The organism is Bradyrhizobium sp. ORS 278 (assembly GCF_000026145.1).
Classification (GTDB): domain Bacteria; phylum Pseudomonadota; class Alphaproteobacteria; order Rhizobiales; family Xanthobacteraceae; genus Bradyrhizobium.
Window position 1 is genome coordinate 5,015,321 of sequence record NC_009445.1, and the last position, 15,595, is coordinate 5,030,915.

Here is a 15,595-nt window from a genome sequence, read left to right on the forward strand (position 1 = left end):
TTTTAAATGATCTGATTTATTTAATGTGTTTTAATTGTGGGCGCCAGTGTCGTTTTGAGACGCGTTCGGCGGAAACAATCCGGACAACTGGGGCGATATTTGATTTAATTGCCGCCCAGGGTCATAATCAAACATTACGGCACGGCCGGCGTGACGGCTTTAGCCATGACATTCGGGCAGAGCGCAGATGGCCAGACCTTCAACGACGCACATTTCAGCAGGGCCCCGCGTCGCCGCGTCGAGCTTCGACATCTGTGCGCTGATTCCGGTCGTCGCCTTCGCCTATTCGTCGCTGATCCAGCCGCTGATCTATTTCGGCTTCCCGCCATCGCCGGGGCTTCAGGGCCTGCTGGAAAGCCGAATCGAGAACCGCATCTTCTGGCCGGCTCTGGCGGCCATTGCCATGATCATTGCCGCGCAGCGGCTCGCCCGCGGCGGACGCCTCCCCGTTCCGCCGAACATCGTCAGTCTCTGCGCCTATTTCGGTTTCGCCGGCGCCAGCATCGGCTGGGCGCTCAAACCCGAATTCGCCTTCGTCCGCTTCGTGCAGGAAGCGATGGTACTCACCGCGATCGTGCTGCCCGCCTTGTTGTCGAACCCGGCGGTCGACATCCTGCGCGGGATGTTCTTCTGTTTCGCAGCCGGCGTCATCCTCAACGTGCTTTTGATCCCCGGCGGCTATGCGAGCTACGCGCAATACGGCGCTCAGCTGGTCGACATCGGCTACCAGGGATATTTCTCGGGAAAGAACCTGCTCGGTGAGTTCTCCGCGAGCGCACTTCTGCTGGCACTTCACGAGCTGTGTTATGCCGGACACCGCCGCGTGTTGGGGCTCGTGGTCGCCATCGGGGCAGTCACCTTGATCTTCATCTCCAGCTCCAAGACGGCGCTTGGGCTCGCCCTTCTGGCTCCCGCTCTTGCCATCATCGTGCTGCTGTTCGCTCGAACCTTGCGGCTCTCACCGGTCCTCATTCTCGCCGCGCTGGCTCTGGCCTACATCGTCATGAGCGAGCTCGCAGGCTTCAGCACCCAACGTATCGCCTATCTGTTGACAGGAGACTCGAGCTTCACGGGCCGCACCACCATATGGGCCTTTACGACGTCGGAGATCGCACAGCGGCCGCTGCTCGGCTGGGGCTATCAGAGCTTCTGGCTGGTCGGGGCAGATGCCCCGAGCGTGACCGAGGCGCCCGGCTGGGTGAAGGCCATGCCGAACTCTCATAACGGCTTCTACGACACGATTTTGGAACTGGGCTATGTGGGCTTCGCCCTCCTCCTGGTGTTTCTCGCCGCGACCGTGCATGTGATCGGTCGCGTGATGGCCTATGATTTCAAGCGCGCATGGGTTCTTCTCTCGATGGCCTTGTTCGTCATGATCTACAATGGCCTTGAAACACTGTGGCTGCGCGCGTTCGACGTCACATGGGTGGTGTTCGTGCTCGTGACCGTCGAGGCTGCGCGATACTGGAGCCGGTTACAACAGACGACGCAGATCCACCAGCCGGCGGCGCAGCCACCGGTTCGCCCGATCGGTACACGAGCGATGTGGCGTCCCCGCCTGGGTGTTCGCCTCTGACCGGCACCGCGTGTTGTCGCAGCGCTAGCCGTTCATTGCATTGAGCCGGGCGCCGTCGCGAACGGCGTGCCGGCATCGAACCTCTCCTTGGCTGGCAAGACATGAAGCTTGGTCTCGGCGGCAGGATCAACCCAGGGCCACGGACGAGCGCCGAAGAAGCCGGGCTTGCTACTCAAATAAAGCGACGCCGGCAAGGCCTGCTCCGCCAAGCCATCAGTCCAGACCACCTGGTTGGTGAGATAGTCGAAATTGCCGCCGCGGATCACCGTCACCAACGTCTTCGGGTCCGCCGCCATCGTCCACCGCTCCGGGTCGTAGCCGAGCATCCAGACATTGCCCACACCGCCCTGACCCCACCGCGCCGTGCCGGATCGCATTGAAGGGTCGTCGTAGGTCCAGCCGTTCATCCGCCCCGGTCGGCCAAGCACATTGCCGACGAACGAATCCCACCATGATCCATAAGCGAGGCCGACCGCCCGGATCCCCGAACGATCAACGAAACGCTGGCGCTGCCCTGTCAGATGATTGCGAAAGAAGGTGAGGTAGATCGCGTTGCCATGCGTGTAGTCGCTGTCGGCATTGTGCGACAGGTTGCCCTCGAACAGGACATGATGTGAGCCGGCCATATGGGACGCGTTGATGCCGACCTCGACCCAGCCGGGATTGTCGAAATCGAACGAGTCGTCCGCATAATTATAGCCGACGACGGTCCCGGCGCCGGCCGAACGAAACACCATGTTCTTGCAGACATCGACCAGGATGTTGTTTTCGATCAGGACCTCGGAAGAGCCCGAGGCAAGACTGATCGCGTAGCCGGCTCCGCCGGGCTGCGGCCATGAGCCGGCATGAATGAAGCTGTCGCGGAGTTCGACCCGGAAGGAATTGTCGATCGCGACGCCTTCGCCGAGCCATTGAGTGACCTCGATGGATCTGGCCCATGAATAAGCCGCGGCCTCGAACCGCAGCGCGCCATCCGCGCCACCCACGATGCTCAGATTTTCGACGCCGACCTTGGCGACATGGATGTCGCGATTGTTGGCGGCGTGGCCACCGCTGTTCTGATCAGTGCTGTAAGGCGTGAGCTGAGCCTGATGGCTGACGCGATAGCTGATCGTCAGCGGCGATGTGAACGTGATCGTGGTCGGAGATACCTCGGCGATCTCCTTGATCTCGTTGGTCGCACGGTCGGTTCGCGCGAACCAAGACATTGATTTTGGCAACTCGCCGGGTGTCTGGTCGTACGGTCCACCGGCATCCGCACGTGCATTGTCGTCGCCCCCTTGAACCGGATGGTGCATGTTCCAGGCGACGCGATCGCCCTGCCATACTTTCGCGGCTTCCGGAAAGCCCGCAGGCGTTGCTTGCCAGGACGCGCCCGACGCCTCGTCGAGCAGCACGATATCACCGGCCTTGAAGCTCGCGGTGCTGGCCAGCGTAACTGTCGTCGCTCCGCGCGCACCATCCGCCAGAAGCGGGTGCGAGGCGGCGCTGTCAGGACCATTGTTCCAGCGCGACGGTCCGACGATAACGACGGGCTTCGGATCATAGCTGTAGGAGGCGGGATCGACGGGCGTCAGGATCCCGCGGGTGCCGGGAATGACGGTCGGAGTTCGGGCACGCGCGCCATTGGGCTTGACCAACCTGGTCGTGTTCGCTCCCGAGCCGCGCAGCGTGACCGGGCGATTGATCAGCAGCGGCTCGCTGAGGATGAACGTGCCGGGCCCCAGCAGCACCACCTGCCCCGCTGGTGCAGCCTGAAGCGCCGCCTGAATCGGGGCGGTGTCGTCTCGGCCGCTCGGCGACAGCGTTCGATAGATCGTCGTACGGTTCGGAATACCGCCTGCCGCCATTAGGCCGGGAGTCCAGGCGACCATGCGATCAGCTGGAAGCAAAGTATTGTCGGCTGCCGCAGCGCGCCCGGCCATGCCACTCGCGAACAGGACGAGGAGTAACAGCAGACAAGACCATTCAGCGCGACTTCTGGCACGAGCCGGTCCGCGGTACCGGCGCGGGCGGCCGATCGGCGCCGGCAGATTAAAAAGCACCATGATTTTGACACGCACCATGTCATAATATTAAATCAGGATTTAATTTATTGAAAGACGCCGATGCCGCCAGCGGTTTGCCGGGAGCATTTGCGACCGGACCGCGGCCTTCCGCAAAGGGATTTGAGACGTGACGCCATCGCGCCGCTACCTGTTGATCTCGCCCTGCCGGGACGAGGCACAATATCTCCGCCGGACCCTGGACAGCGTCGCAGCCCAATCGGTGCCGCCGGCGGTTTGGATCGTTGTGGACGACGGCTCGACCGACGAGACGCCCGCCATTCTCGACGAATATGCGCGGCGGCTGCCCTATCTGCGCGTCGTGCGCCGTGCCGATCGCGGCGGGCGCAAGGTCGGTCCCGGGGTGATCGAGGCCTTTTACGCCGGACTCGAGACCGTGCGGCTGGAAGATTTCGACTATGTCTGCAAGCTCGATATGGATCTCGACCTGCCCGCGCGCTACTTCGAATTGCTGATGGAGCGCATGGAGGGAGATCCGCGCGTCGGGACCACCTCAGGCAAGCCATGGTTCGTGCATCCGCAGACAGGCGCCTTGGAGCCGGAGGTCTGCGGCGACGAGATGTCGGTCGGCATGACCAAGTTCTACCGTGTCGCCTGCTTCAAGGAGATCGGCGGCTTCGTCCGCGAGGTCATGTGGGACGGCATCGATTGCCACCGCTGCCGCATGCTCGGCTGGATCGCCGAGAGCACGGACGCCGAAGCGCTGCGCTTTGTCCACCTGCGGCCGCAGGGTGCAAGTCACAAGGGCATCTGGACGGGCCGCCTGCGCAAGGGCTTTGGCCAGTATTTCATGGGCACCTCGCCGCTCTATCATGTGGCCGTCGCAGTCTATCATCTGCCAGCCTATCCCGCGCTGATCGGCAGCGCAGCGATGCTGTGGGGCTACTTTCGAAGCTGGCTGAAAGGTCTGCCACGCTACGACGACGTCGAGTTCCGGCGCTTCCTCCGCGCCTATCAGCGCGCCTGCCTGCGCCTCGGAAAACGTGCTGCGACGGCGCGCATCAATGCCGAGCGGGCTCAGCTTTGGCAGGCGAGCCATCCCCTCACAGACAGCAGGTAATCATCCCACAACCGATTTTCGAACATCCCTGAAGCGATCTTTTGCAAAGCAAGTCTTTCTCCGACCTCATCGATTGGGCACCATGGCCAAAATTCTCCCTTTCAGCCGGTCACGCAGTCTCGCTCCGCCCGCGACGCCGAATGGTCCTAGCGCCGCACCTTCGGCGACTGCAACGCAGGCTGGCTTCTCTCCGGCCATTCCCTCGCTTGATGGCATCCGCGCGCTTTCGGTGCTGATCGTCGTCCTCGGCCATTCGGGGCTGCAGACGCTGATCCCCGGCGGCTTCGGCGTCACCATCTTCTTCTTCCTGAGTGGTTATCTGATCACGACCCTGATGCTGTCCGAGTACCAGCGGAGAGGCACGATCGATGTCCCGAGCTTCTATGCACGTCGCGTATTCCGGCTCATGCCGCCGCTGCTGATCAGCCTGGCGATCGCCTATGGACTCACCGCGGCTGGACTGCTGGCCGGCGGAATCACGATGAAGGGCCTGGCCGCGCAACTCTTGTACTTCGCCAACTACTACGGACTGTTCTTCGACCCCGGCAACACTGTACCGGATGGCACCGGCATTCTCTGGTCGCTGGCTGTCGAAGAACATTTCTACATCGTCTACCCCTTGTTGATGACCCTGCTGCTCGGAGCAGCGCTACGGCCTCGCAGCATCGGCGTGCTGCTCGGGATCGTCTGTCTCGGCGTTCTCGCGTGGCGTATTCACCTTGTCCACGCACCGGGATTCTTTTCCGACCGCACTTATTACGCGTCGGACACGCGCATCGACTCGATCGCCTACGGCTGCATTCTGGCCCTGATGGCGAATCCGGCACGACAACGACCACTCTCGCGCGCGCCATCATGGATCCATTGGACGATTGGTCTCGGCGCGGCAGGCGCGCTTCTGCTGTCCCTGCTCTACCGTGACCCCGTCTTCCGCGAGACGGCGCGCTACACCATCCAGGGCCTTGCGTTGATGCCGCTGTTCTATCTCGCGGTCCGCTTTGCGAACGCCGCGCCGTTCAACCAGCTCAACCGGCGCTGGATGATGCGGCTCGGAACCTATTCCTATGCGATCTATCTGATCCACAATGTGGTGATCAGGGCGATCGACAAGAACTTCCCGGTGATTGCAGCCAAGCCGTATTTGCTGTTTCCGCTGACCCTGCTGGTCTCGGTCATCTATGCCGCGGCGATCGAGCGCTTCGTCGAACCCTATTTCAAGCAGCTCCGGCACAAGTTCAGGCCGGGATCGGTCCCCCCCGGCGTTTCCCACGCCGGAGACGCGGTCCAGAACGACGCCCTGGCAGAGGACCGGCGTGCTCAGCGCCTGGCTCGTCCATGAGCTGGAGGCCGGGCCCCATGCATCATGGATGCAATCAGAACGGCTCGAACAGAGTTCGCGAAGGCTTTGGCCTCGCGCTGGCGCTGGTCGACGTCGACATCAAATTTTCAGATGGGACATTCCGCCATGCTCAATCCCGTGCGGCTCAACGACGGTGACGCGATGATCAAGGGACCATCCGTCATTCTGGCAACGGCGTCCGCCGGAGGCACCATCGCAGCAGTGCGCAATCTCGGCGCGCAGGGCTTCGACGTCGACGTGGTGTCGAGCGACCGCCTGGGAGCCGCGGCGTGGTCCCGCTATACGAAGCGAAGATTCTCCGCGCCGCCAGAGAGCGACAGCGAGCGCTTTCTCGAGCGATTGCTCGCGATCGGCCAATCCAGCCCCGGCCGCATCTTGCTGCCGACTTCCGACGAAACCGCCTGGATCTACGCGGAGAACGCGCCACGGCTGCAGCGTCATTTCCGCCTCTATCATCCGCCGATTTCGAGCCTGCGGCGCATCCTCGACAAGAAACTGTTCTCCGAATCGGCCGCCGGCGTGGGGCTGACGGTCCTGCCGAGCTGGGACCCGACGAGCCTCGATGAGCTCGCGGAGCTGGCACCGACCCTGCCATTCCCTGTCCTGATCAAGCCGCGAACCCACGTGCACAGGGTCCGCAACGACAAAGGTGTCGTCGTCGACACACCCCAGGACCTAATACTGCAATATCGCCGATTCCTCGATCGGGAGCAGCCGAGGACCGTCGATACGCCGTTACTACCCGACGCAAAGCGGCCTCTCCTGCAGAAGTTCGTGCGCATCGGGGCCGAAGGCGTTCTGTCGATCACCGGCTTCATCGACCGCTCCGGCGAGCTGTTCGTGACGCGCGCCGCCAAGAAGGTGCTGCAGCGTTCGCAGCCGATCGGCGTCGGCGTCTGCTTCGAGGCGCAGCCCTCGCCGGAGAATCTGCCCGCGCGCGTTCGCGATCTCTGCCGGGAGCTGGACTATTTCGGATTGTTCGAGGCGGAGTTCGTCAGCTTCGATGGCCGCTGGGCCATCATCGATTTCAATCCGCGCATGTTCAGCCAAGTCGGCATGGACATCCGTCGCGGCATGCCGCTGCCGCTGTTCGTCTGTCTCGACGCGATCGGAGATACCGAAGCACTGCGCCGCGAAGTCGCAAGGGCTCAAACGCTCGACGATCAGCAAGCGGTGTTTCGCGATCGCTTCACGCTGCGAGCCATCCTGTTGGCCCAAACCCTCACGGCGCGGATTTCGAGGGAGGAGCTTGCGAAATGGCGGCGTTGGTTGAAACAACACGCAGGCCACGCCGTCGATTTCGCCGCCGATCGCGACGACCGGGTTCCTGGCATCGTTCACGCGTTTTCAGAACTTTATCTCGGCCTCAGATCCCTCCCCCGCTTCTTGCGTGCAAAAGCGGCGAACGGAATGACCACGACAAAGACGAGCCGCAAGCTCGAGGAGCAGCACTCATGAGCGAGGTGTCGGTTGCCATCATCGGAGCCGGCCCGTACGGGCTTTCCCTGTCCGCGCACTTGGCAGCACGCCACGTCGAGCACCGCATCTTCGGCCGCCCGATGCAGTTCTGGGAGCGGATTGCCGAGGCCGGCGGCGAGCGCTACCTGAAATCCTACTGCTTCGGCACCAACCTCTCGTCACCGACGCCGGGCTACACCTTCGCCGATCACAACCGGCCGCGCGGGCTCGAAACCTTCGAGCCATGTTCGATGCAGAATTTCGCAGCCTATGGCCGATGGTTCCAGCAGAACGTTGTTCCCTGGGCGGAGGATGTCGATGTCGCGCGCGTCGACCGGCAGGGCCGTCGCTTCGTCATCAACCTCGCGGACGGCAGCGATTGCTTCGCCGAAAGCGTCGTCGTCGCAACCGGCCTGTCGGGCTTTGCCCACATCCCCCCGCATCTGCGCGCGCTGCCCGCGCCGCTGATCGTCCACACCTCGGAGATCCGCAACTTCGCCACGTTCGCGGGGCGGGACGTTGCGGTGGTCGGAGCCGGCCAATCGGCGCTTGAAGCGGCTGCGCTGCTGCTGGAGGCCGGCGCGCGGCCACAATTGTTCGTTCGCGAGGATGCGGTCCACTGGCAGACGCGTGTCTCGCGCGAGCGTAGCCTGTGGCGACGCCTGCGCTCGCCGATCGCGGGGCTCGGCACGGGTCCCAAGGCGTGGACGCTCACCAATTTTCCCGGCGCCATGCACAGTCTGCCGGACACGTGGCGGACGCGCTTCACGCAGACGCATCTGCCAGCCGAAGGGGCTTGGTGGCTTCGCAGCCGCGTCGAGGACAAGCTTCCGATCCATCTCGGCACGACCGTGGTCAACGCGCGCGAAGCCGGCGGGCGCGCAGCGCTCACCGTTCGCGGGCTTGATGGACAGGAGCAGCAGATCCACGTCGATCACGTCGTCGCCGGCACAGGCTACGACATCGATGTGGAGCGATACGCCTTCCTGGACCCTGACATGCGCGAAGCCATCGCTCGCCTGGAGAAATCGCCGCGGCTGAACGCGGTGTTCGAATCATCGGTCCCGGGCCTCCACTTCATCGGGCCGGCCTCGGCCATGAGCTTTGGCCCGTTGTTCCGCTTCGTCGTCGGCGCAGAGTACAGCGCGCAAGTGTTGTCAGCCCGACTGGCGCCGAGAGCGTCGCAGGCGGCATGACGCGGGATCACGTGATCGCCTTTCTGCCTGGCGCCGGCGGCGACGCGCCGGACCTCGATGTCTTTCGCATCGGACCAGATGATCCGACCCAAGTGAAGCTCATCGCGTATCCGGGCTGGCGGCGCTACATCACCGAAGCCTATTCAGCCGACGCACTGATTGATGATCTTTGCGCCGATATCGTGCGTACGATCCCGACGGGGCCTGTTCGTCTGGTTGGAGTTTCGCTCGGCGGGCATCTCGCCTATGCCGCTGCGCTAAGGCTGCGGGCGCAGGGTCGCGAGATCTCGGGCGTGTGCGCGATCGATTCGATGATGATCCAATCGTCCGGTCCCTCTGCGGGGTGGCGGAAGCGCGCTCTGGAACAGGCCCTGGAGCAGATGCGCGAGCGCCGCCTCATCGACCTCTGGCGCTTCTTGCGCTCGAGGCTCTGGCGCGGTCTTGCGCGCGCGCTCGGCGATGGACTGCCGGGAACGGCCAGACGCGCATCCAGGACCGTGTCTGTCATGGCCACGCTCGACCCGATCTTCGAGCAGGAGCTGAGCATGCGGCTTCTGCTCCGGCTCCTCGCGCCGGCGCTGGCGTCGATCGATCGCGATCCGGTCGCCCTGGACGCGCCTGCCGTGCTGCTGCGGACACCGCTCCACGATGCATCCGATGCGGCATGGCGACGTCGCTGCCCGTGCTTGAATGTCCGCGAAATACCTGGAAAGCATCACACGCTGTTCGACCCGGAAAATGTGGGCTCGCTGCGCCAGGCCTTCCTGAGCGCCACGCCGGATTGGCGCTGAGCACGACGGCAGAGCCGCCGGTCAGCGGAACACGCGGTGCCGATGGCACCACCGGACGAACACATAGATCGACCACACGCGCGACCAATACAGTCCCGGCGCACCGTCGAGGAATGCGCGCCAGAGGCGTTCCACCGCTGCGGGGTCGAGACCGACGGGCGCCGTGGCCTGCGGGTCGCGCAGGGTCTGGTCCATCGCATCCTGCAGGCCGCGTCGGATCCAGCGATCCATCGGCAGCACGAAGCCGCTCTTCGGCCGGTCGAACATCGAGAGATCGAGCCCACGGAGGCCGATGCGCCTCAACATCGCCTTGCTGCGCAACGGCTCGTAGCGCGACTGATCGGGCAGCCGGTCGACCGCTTCGAGCAGCACCTGATCGACCAGCGGCACGCGCTGCTCCAGCGAGGCAGCCATGCTGGCCACGTCATTGTCGCGAAGCAGCCGCTCGCCGAGGAACAGGCGCTGCTCCATGACGCTGATCGCCGACAGCGGCGTGCGAGAGCGCGTCTCAGCGGTGATCTTCGCCTTCATCGCCGCCGGCAGGCCATCGCTCACCGTCGCGGCGACGTCGGGCGCGAGCAGCTCGCGCTGGAAGCCCGGGAGGAACAGCGCATAGGCCATCTGATAGAGCGCCAGCAGATCATCGCCGCGCCGGACCATGTCCGGCAGCTTGGCCCAGCGCGTCTGCGCGGCAACGGCCCCGCCGGACGGCGACAGCATCCGTGAGGCCAGGGTTGCGGCCGCGACCTTCAGGCCGCCCGGCATCCAAGATGTGCGCTGCGACCATTGCTGCAAGACCGGCAGGTCGCGGAATGACGTATAGCCGCCGAACAGTTCGTCGCCCCCCGTGCCCGACAAGGCCACCGTGAACCCGGCGCTGCGGATGGCGTGAGACATGTAGTAGGCGTTCAGACCGTCGAAGGTCGGCTGATCCAGGCTGTCGAGCGCGGCGTCGAGATTGTCGACGAAGTGCTGCTCGGTCAGCACCACCTCGTGATGCTCGGTGCCGAGCGCCGTGGCGATGCGCCGCGCGATCGGCCCTTCGTTGAGCTCCTGCTCCTCGAAGGCCAGCGTGAAGGTATGGATCGGATTTGGGGCTGCGCGCTGGGCCAGATTGGCCATGACGGAGGAATCGATGCCGCCGGAGAGAAAGACGGCCAGCGGCACGTCGCTGGCGAGATGCAGTCGCAGCGTCTCCTCAAGGATGTCCGTGAGTTGCTCCTCGTCCATCCCCTGCTCTGGCGCGAGCGGAGGGATGGTCCAGAAATCCTCGTCGCGCACGGTGTTGCCGACGCCGTCGAAAGCCGTCAGATGACCGGGCGGAAGCAGTTCGACGCCCTTCACCGCCGTGCCGGGACCAACCACGAAGCCGTTCCAAACGCCGCTCGCGACCGCCTCGGGGTCGAGCCTTGGCGTGCCGAGAAGCCCTGACGCCAGCAGCGCGCGCAGTTCCGATGCGAAGGCCACCGACCAGCCGGCGTCGTGGTTCACAGCGCGAGCCACATAGAGCGGCTTGATGCCGAGCGGGTCGCGCGCCAGCAGCAACTGGCGCTGGCCCGGATCCCAGCAGGCAAAGGCAAACATGCCGCGCAGCCAGGCCACGGCCTCCGGCCCATGCAGGCCGAGGGCGCGCAACATCACGGCGGTGTCACCGGTCGATGTGAACCGCTGTCCGCCGGCGACGAGGCGCTCGCGCAGATCAGCGAAATTGTAGATCTCGCCGTTGAAGACGATGACGTGCCCGGTCACCGGATCCGTCATCGGTTGCACGCCGGCCGGCGACAGGTCCAGGATCGCCAGCCGGCGATGTCCCAGCAACGCCCCCCAGCCGCGCTCGTCCGGCTCCGAGGCCCACGTGCCGCCGGCATCCGGACCGCGATGGAGCATGGCACCGTTCATGCGCTGCAGCGCTGCGCGGTTATCGTCGTCCAGCCGTCCGATGATTCCAGCAATACCGCACATCAAACCAATCCGTTTGCAACACGCGAGATCAGAACGACAAAGGATGCAGAACGAAGTCGAGAGCGAGCTTCTCGAGCTCGATGATGCCGACGCGCGCGCCGTGGCGCGTCTGCCACCAGCACTCCGGGTCAAAGCCAGAATAGCGCTCGGCCTGAACCGTCACGCGCGCCGAATGTCCCCTCATGTCGCGGTCGAGCACGCGCCGGAGACGCCGCGAGTGATCGCTGGCCGCAACGAGCACGATCGAGCCGATCGCATGCTGGTCCGACCACACCGCGAGACTTCGGCCTTCGCCGCCGGAGCCATCCTGCTCGCGCGGAATCTTCATGACGTCGGTGATGCCGAGCGAGTACAGCTGGCGGATCTGGCGCGCCGCCGCATCCTCATAGGGAAGCCCGCGCCGGATGAATTCGAGATCCTCCCCGCTCGGCGGATCGGTGAACACCGCGACACGCGTCGCAATCCCCTGCTGCACCAGATCTGCCGCCTGCAGCGCGCCGGCGCCGCCGGAATCGTTGGTGATGACGATGACATCCGCAGGCCCGGCCTGCTCGCTGAGCACCAGCGCGCGTCCCGCGGCGCGCAGGATCGGCTTCGCCGTCGCGGGCACCACGGCGACGAGCACGGCTCCCAGGATCATCGCGACCACCGCCGCGCTCCATCGTCGTGGCCGCCGCAGGGTCATCGCCGACCTCAAATCGACGCCGCCTTTCCCGACGGCCAGGCAGCCGCCTCGATCGCAGCCGGCTCCGGGCCGTAGGTGCGCGCTAGGCACTGCTTGTAGTCGAGCGGCGGCGTCCAGCCGAGCGTCTCCCTGAGCCTGCGATTGTCGAAGTGCAGCGGCTTGAGCATCGCATCGAACTTCTTCGGCGTCAGGATTGCCGGCACCTTGGTCGCTCGCCGGAAGACCGTGACAAAGGCCAGCCGCACCGCGGCGCTGGCCAGCCAATGTGGAACGGGCAGCCGCAAGCCGCGCTCACCGGTGCCGCGCATGTAGTCGGACAAATAGGTCCAGACCCGTTCGCCAGGACCATCGACGATGTTCAACGTCTGGCCTCGCGCCCGTGGATCGGCCGCCGCGAGCGCAAAGACATCGGCACAGTTCTCGACATGGGTCATCGGAATCCGCGTCAACGGCCCGATCACCACATGATGCCGCCCGATCTGCTGACCGAGCGCGGCGAGATAGCCATGTCCCCGCCCCCAGATGAAGCCCGGGCGAAGGACGGTGAGATCCCAGCCGTGCTGTTCGACATAGCGTCGCGTCACCCGCTCCTGCCACCATTTGGCGACGGTGTAGCCGCCGCGGGTGTAGACATCGGGCGTCTGCTGCAGCGGCGATGTCTCATCGAGAACTTCCGATGTCGCCGTATAGTCGTAGACCGAGAAGCTGCTGCACAGCACCAGGCGGCGGCAGGCGCTCGCCGTCATCGCCTCGAGCAGCCGCTCGGTGCCACCGACGGTGCCGGCGAATTGCGCGTCCTCGCCGCCGGCAACGACGGCGGCCAGATGGATCAGCACGTCGACATCGGCGAAGGCGCCTGCGAGATCTTGCGAGGTCCGCAGATCGGCCCTGACCACATCCACGGATGCAGGCCAGCCCAATGGCTCGACCCGCGTGGCCGGACGCACCATCGCGCGAACCTCGATGCCGCGCGCCAGCAGCGCATTCACCACGTGCCGGCCGAGAAAGCCATTGGCGCCAGTGACGAGAGCCTTCATGCGACCTGTTCCCTCGGCTTCATCGCTTCGACCATCCGGTTGACCGACAGCACGTCCTCGACCGTGATCGGCAAGGTCGCCCTCGCCGCCAGCGCCTGATAGGTGCGCGACAGGCACGCCCAAAGCCCCTCATAGGCGCCCGGCCCCTTGAACTTGCGCAACAGCGTCGACAGCGCGGCTCGCCGGATGTCGCGGCCTTCGTCCAATCCGCTGAAGAACGGGCGCAGCGGCTTCGGCACATTGCGCGGTCCGTCGAAGGTGAGCCGCGTCTCGAACAGATTGGCGGTGGCCTGCATCCGCTCGCCATAGACGCGCAGCCAGAACGCGTCGGGCTGGGCGCTGGCGCTGAAGCCGAGCGTCGCGGTGCCGCGCTCGGCCTCGATGACGCTGCGAAACTCGTCGAACGGCAGCGGCGACGGCTTGCGCTTGCTCCACACCGTCTGCGCAGTCCGGTGCGGGCCGACGAAAGCATGCGACAACGAGGCGAGATGCGGCAGGAAGTCGGCGATCGCGCCGCCGGCGAGCTTGAGCGCCGGATGCGGCGCGTTCGGGTCGGCAAAGCCGTCGGGACCGAGGATGTCCAGGCAGATCAGAATGTCGACATGCGTAACGGCGCCGAACTCACCGGTCTCGATCTTGCGCAGGATCTCCTGCGGCGCATGATTGAAGACGTAGTTGTAATCCTCGACGACGTAACGTCCTGTCTGCTTTGCTCGCAGTGTCAGGGTCTGCAGCTCCTCGAAGGTCGAGGTCGCCGGCTTCTCCACGATCACATGCGCGCCGGCCTCGAGCGCATCCATCGCGAGACGGAAATGCGAGGTCGGCGGCGTCGTGACATGCACGACATCAGGCTGCACGGTTCGCAGCATCTCGCGGTGATCGGTGAACCAGGACGGGATCGCGTGGCGCTCGGCAGCGGCTTCCGCGGTCGCCGGCGACAGATCGCAGATCGCGGCGAGTTGCACGCCTGGGAGCGTGCTGAGGCAGGTCAGATGCTGTCGGGCGATCTGCCCGGCTCCGATGAGCGCGGCCTTCATGACGAGCTGGTCTCCAGGATCCTGAAATAGAAGCTCTCCAGCGCCTGCGCGGCGGCGCTCCAGGCGTATTTGTCGACGGCGACCTGCCGTGCGGCGCTGCCGATGCGGGCCGCCAGATCGGGCGCGCCCAGCAGGCGGCTCACAGCGTCGGTAAAATCAGCCGGATCATTGGCGATGAGAATGTCGCGATCAGGAACGGCCTCGATGCCCTCCGCGCCGAGGCTGGTCGAGACGATGGCTTTGCCCATCGCCATCGCCTCCACGATCTTGAGCCGCGTCCCGCCGCCCAGGCGCAGCGGCACGACGACGGCCGCGGCTGCCGCCAGATGCGGCCGGAGGTCGGGCACGAAGCCGGTGAGCTCGATGCGGGGTCCCGCCAGAGCCTGCAGCGACGGCGGCGGCCGGCCACCGATGATCTTGCAGCGCGCATCCGGATGCCGCGCCGCGATCGCAGGCCAGATGTCCTGAACGAAATGCGTGACGGCATCGATGTTCGGAACGGTCGAGAGCAGCCCGAAATACACCACCGTGCGTCCATCCGGCGCCGGGTCCGAGCTGCGCGGCTGATAGTAATCCGTGTCCGCCGCGTTGGGAATTACTGCCGTGCGGACGTTCGAAAGGTCGCCATGGAGCCGGATCTCGTCGGCCTCGCTGCAGAGATAGACACCATCGGCCTCGGTATAGGCAGCGAGCTCCTCGCGCCGCAGCTTCCGCCAGTTCACGCCGGCATAGAGACGGCGGCCGAGACTGGCGCCCGTGTCGGCGAACTGACGCGCCAGATCGTAGGCGATCTCGTGCGAGTCCACGACCAGGCGCGGCGGCTTCTCGCCGGCTGGAGCTTTACGAAACAGGCAGTGACCAAGATAGGGAAATTCGAGATTGACGATATCGAACCGCGTCGTGGTCAGCAGCCGGTCGAGCACGCTCTGCAACTCCGGCAGCGCCACGCGCAACCGGTCGAAACTCTGCAGCGAGACCAGCGAGCGTAGCTGCAGAAGACGTTTCGCCAGACCATCGCGGCCAGAGGCGTTACGCACCAGAACGACGTCGCGGCAATAGGCCTGCATCGCCTGCCGGCATTCTTCGAGATCGAACGCATCGTCCACCAGCGTCACCGCGGTGACATCGTGGCGACGCGCGAGCTGCGTCATCAGTCCATGCATCCGCGCCTGCGCGCCGGAGCGCGGCGGGCTTGCCGGCATGTGCGAAACATTGAGGATGCTGAGACGCCGGACGTTCGCGGCACCGGCGCTCGCGCGCGCAGTGCGACCCTGCGCTGTCGGCGCAGGGTCCATGACGTCCGGGGCTGAGGTGTCGTGGGCCATGCTCATTTAATATATTTAAATCACGTCAATATTATATACAGC

Annotated in this window: 12 protein-coding genes; 6 read left to right on the top strand and 6 right to left on the bottom strand. The window is 64.9% G+C overall.

Annotated elements, in window-relative coordinates; genetic code table 11:
• Positions 1 to 187: 187 nt before the first annotated feature.
• Complete coding sequence (locus tag BRADO_RS22420; RefSeq protein ID WP_011927640.1) at positions 188 to 1,576, top strand: O-antigen ligase; 1,389 nt, start codon at positions 188 to 190, stop codon at positions 1,574 to 1,576.
• A gap of 32 nt (positions 1,577 to 1,608) precedes the next feature.
• On the opposite strand, the gene BRADO_RS22425 is transcribed toward BRADO_RS22420, so the two are convergent.
• Entirely contained in the window at positions 1,609 to 3,450 is a 1,842-nt protein-coding gene (locus BRADO_RS22425) for a glycosyl hydrolase family 28-related protein (protein ID WP_244422869.1), read from the bottom strand.
• 301 nt (positions 3,451 to 3,751) lie between these two features.
• Between BRADO_RS22425 and BRADO_RS22430 the strand changes: the two genes are divergently transcribed.
• The 5 genes from BRADO_RS22430 to BRADO_RS22450 all read left to right on the top strand — a co-directional run bounded on the left by BRADO_RS22430 (position 3,752) and on the right by BRADO_RS22450 (position 9,507).
• Entirely contained in the window at positions 3,752 to 4,702 is a 951-nt protein-coding gene (locus BRADO_RS22430) for a glycosyltransferase (protein ID WP_011927642.1), read from the top strand.
• 82 nt (positions 4,703 to 4,784) lie between these two features.
• Positions 4,785 to 6,041, top strand: coding sequence for an acyltransferase (locus tag BRADO_RS22435; protein WP_011927643.1), 1,257 nt, complete (start codon positions 4,785 to 4,787; stop codon positions 6,039 to 6,041).
• Between the two features lie 138 nt (positions 6,042 to 6,179).
• Complete coding sequence (locus BRADO_RS22440; protein WP_244422870.1) at positions 6,180 to 7,520, top strand: ATP-grasp domain-containing protein; 1,341 nt, start codon at positions 6,180 to 6,182, stop codon at positions 7,518 to 7,520.
• Positions 7,517 to 8,716 carry an NAD(P)-binding domain-containing protein gene (locus tag BRADO_RS22445; RefSeq protein WP_011927645.1) on the top strand — a complete coding sequence of 400 codons (1,200 nt, stop codon included), beginning with the start codon at positions 7,517 to 7,519 and terminating at the stop codon, positions 8,714 to 8,716. Before BRADO_RS22440 ends, BRADO_RS22445 begins: the two co-directional genes overlap by 4 nt.
• Positions 8,717 to 8,727: 11 nt before the next feature.
• The gene (locus tag BRADO_RS22450; protein WP_244422871.1) at positions 8,728 to 9,507 is read left to right on the top strand and encodes an alpha/beta fold hydrolase; all 780 of its coding nucleotides are present in this window, start codon (positions 8,728 to 8,730) and stop codon (positions 9,505 to 9,507) included.
• Between the two features lie 21 nt (positions 9,508 to 9,528).
• Here BRADO_RS22450 and asnB read toward each other — a convergent pair whose 3' ends face one another.
• From asnB to BRADO_RS22475, 5 genes are read right to left on the bottom strand one after another with little or no spacing between them, the layout of a single operon-like run.
• Entirely contained in the window at positions 9,529 to 11,469 is a 1,941-nt protein-coding gene (gene asnB / locus BRADO_RS22455) for an asparagine synthase (glutamine-hydrolyzing) (RefSeq protein WP_011927647.1), read from the bottom strand.
• Between the two features lie 28 nt (positions 11,470 to 11,497).
• Entirely contained in the window at positions 11,498 to 12,154 is a 657-nt protein-coding gene (locus BRADO_RS22460; RefSeq protein ID WP_011927648.1) for a hypothetical protein, read from the bottom strand.
• A gap of 8 nt (positions 12,155 to 12,162) precedes the next feature.
• Entirely contained in the window at positions 12,163 to 13,191 is a 1,029-nt protein-coding gene (locus BRADO_RS22465; RefSeq protein WP_011927649.1) for an NAD(P)-dependent oxidoreductase, read from the bottom strand.
• Positions 13,188 to 14,228, bottom strand: coding sequence for a Gfo/Idh/MocA family protein (locus BRADO_RS22470; RefSeq protein ID WP_011927650.1), 1,041 nt, complete (start codon positions 14,226 to 14,228; stop codon positions 13,188 to 13,190). Before BRADO_RS22470 ends, BRADO_RS22465 begins: the two co-directional genes overlap by 4 nt.
• On the bottom strand, positions 14,225 to 15,553 hold the full coding sequence (locus BRADO_RS22475) for a glycosyltransferase family 4 protein (protein ID WP_011927651.1): 1,329 nt from the start codon (positions 15,551 to 15,553) through the stop codon (positions 14,225 to 14,227). The genes BRADO_RS22470 and BRADO_RS22475 overlap by 4 nt, the downstream gene beginning before the upstream one ends.
• Positions 15,554 to 15,595: the final 42 nt, after the last annotated feature.

Coding starts and splice junctions, on each gene's coding strand:
- BRADO_RS22435 (WP_011927643.1), top strand. CDS start 4,785: ATGGCCAAAATTCTCCCTTTCAGCCGGTCACGCAGTCTCGCTCCGCCC.
- BRADO_RS22470 (WP_011927650.1), bottom strand. CDS start 14,228: ATGAAGGCCGCGCTCATCGGAGCCGGGCAGATCGCCCGACAGCATCTG.
- asnB (WP_011927647.1), bottom strand. CDS start 11,469: ATGTGCGGTATTGCTGGAATCATCGGACGGCTGGACGACGATAACCGC.
- BRADO_RS22465 (WP_011927649.1), bottom strand. CDS start 13,191: ATGAAGGCTCTCGTCACTGGCGCCAATGGCTTTCTCGGCCGGCACGTG.
- BRADO_RS22445 (WP_011927645.1), top strand. CDS start 7,517: ATGAGCGAGGTGTCGGTTGCCATCATCGGAGCCGGCCCGTACGGGCTT.
- BRADO_RS22475 (WP_011927651.1), bottom strand. CDS start 15,553: ATGGCCCACGACACCTCAGCCCCGGACGTCATGGACCCTGCGCCGACA.
- BRADO_RS22420 (WP_011927640.1), top strand. CDS start 188: ATGGCCAGACCTTCAACGACGCACATTTCAGCAGGGCCCCGCGTCGCC.
- BRADO_RS22460 (WP_011927648.1), bottom strand. CDS start 12,154: ATGACCCTGCGGCGGCCACGACGATGGAGCGCGGCGGTGGTCGCGATG.
- BRADO_RS22425 (WP_244422869.1), bottom strand. CDS start 3,450: ATGGTCGCCTGGACTCCCGGCCTAATGGCGGCAGGCGGTATTCCGAAC.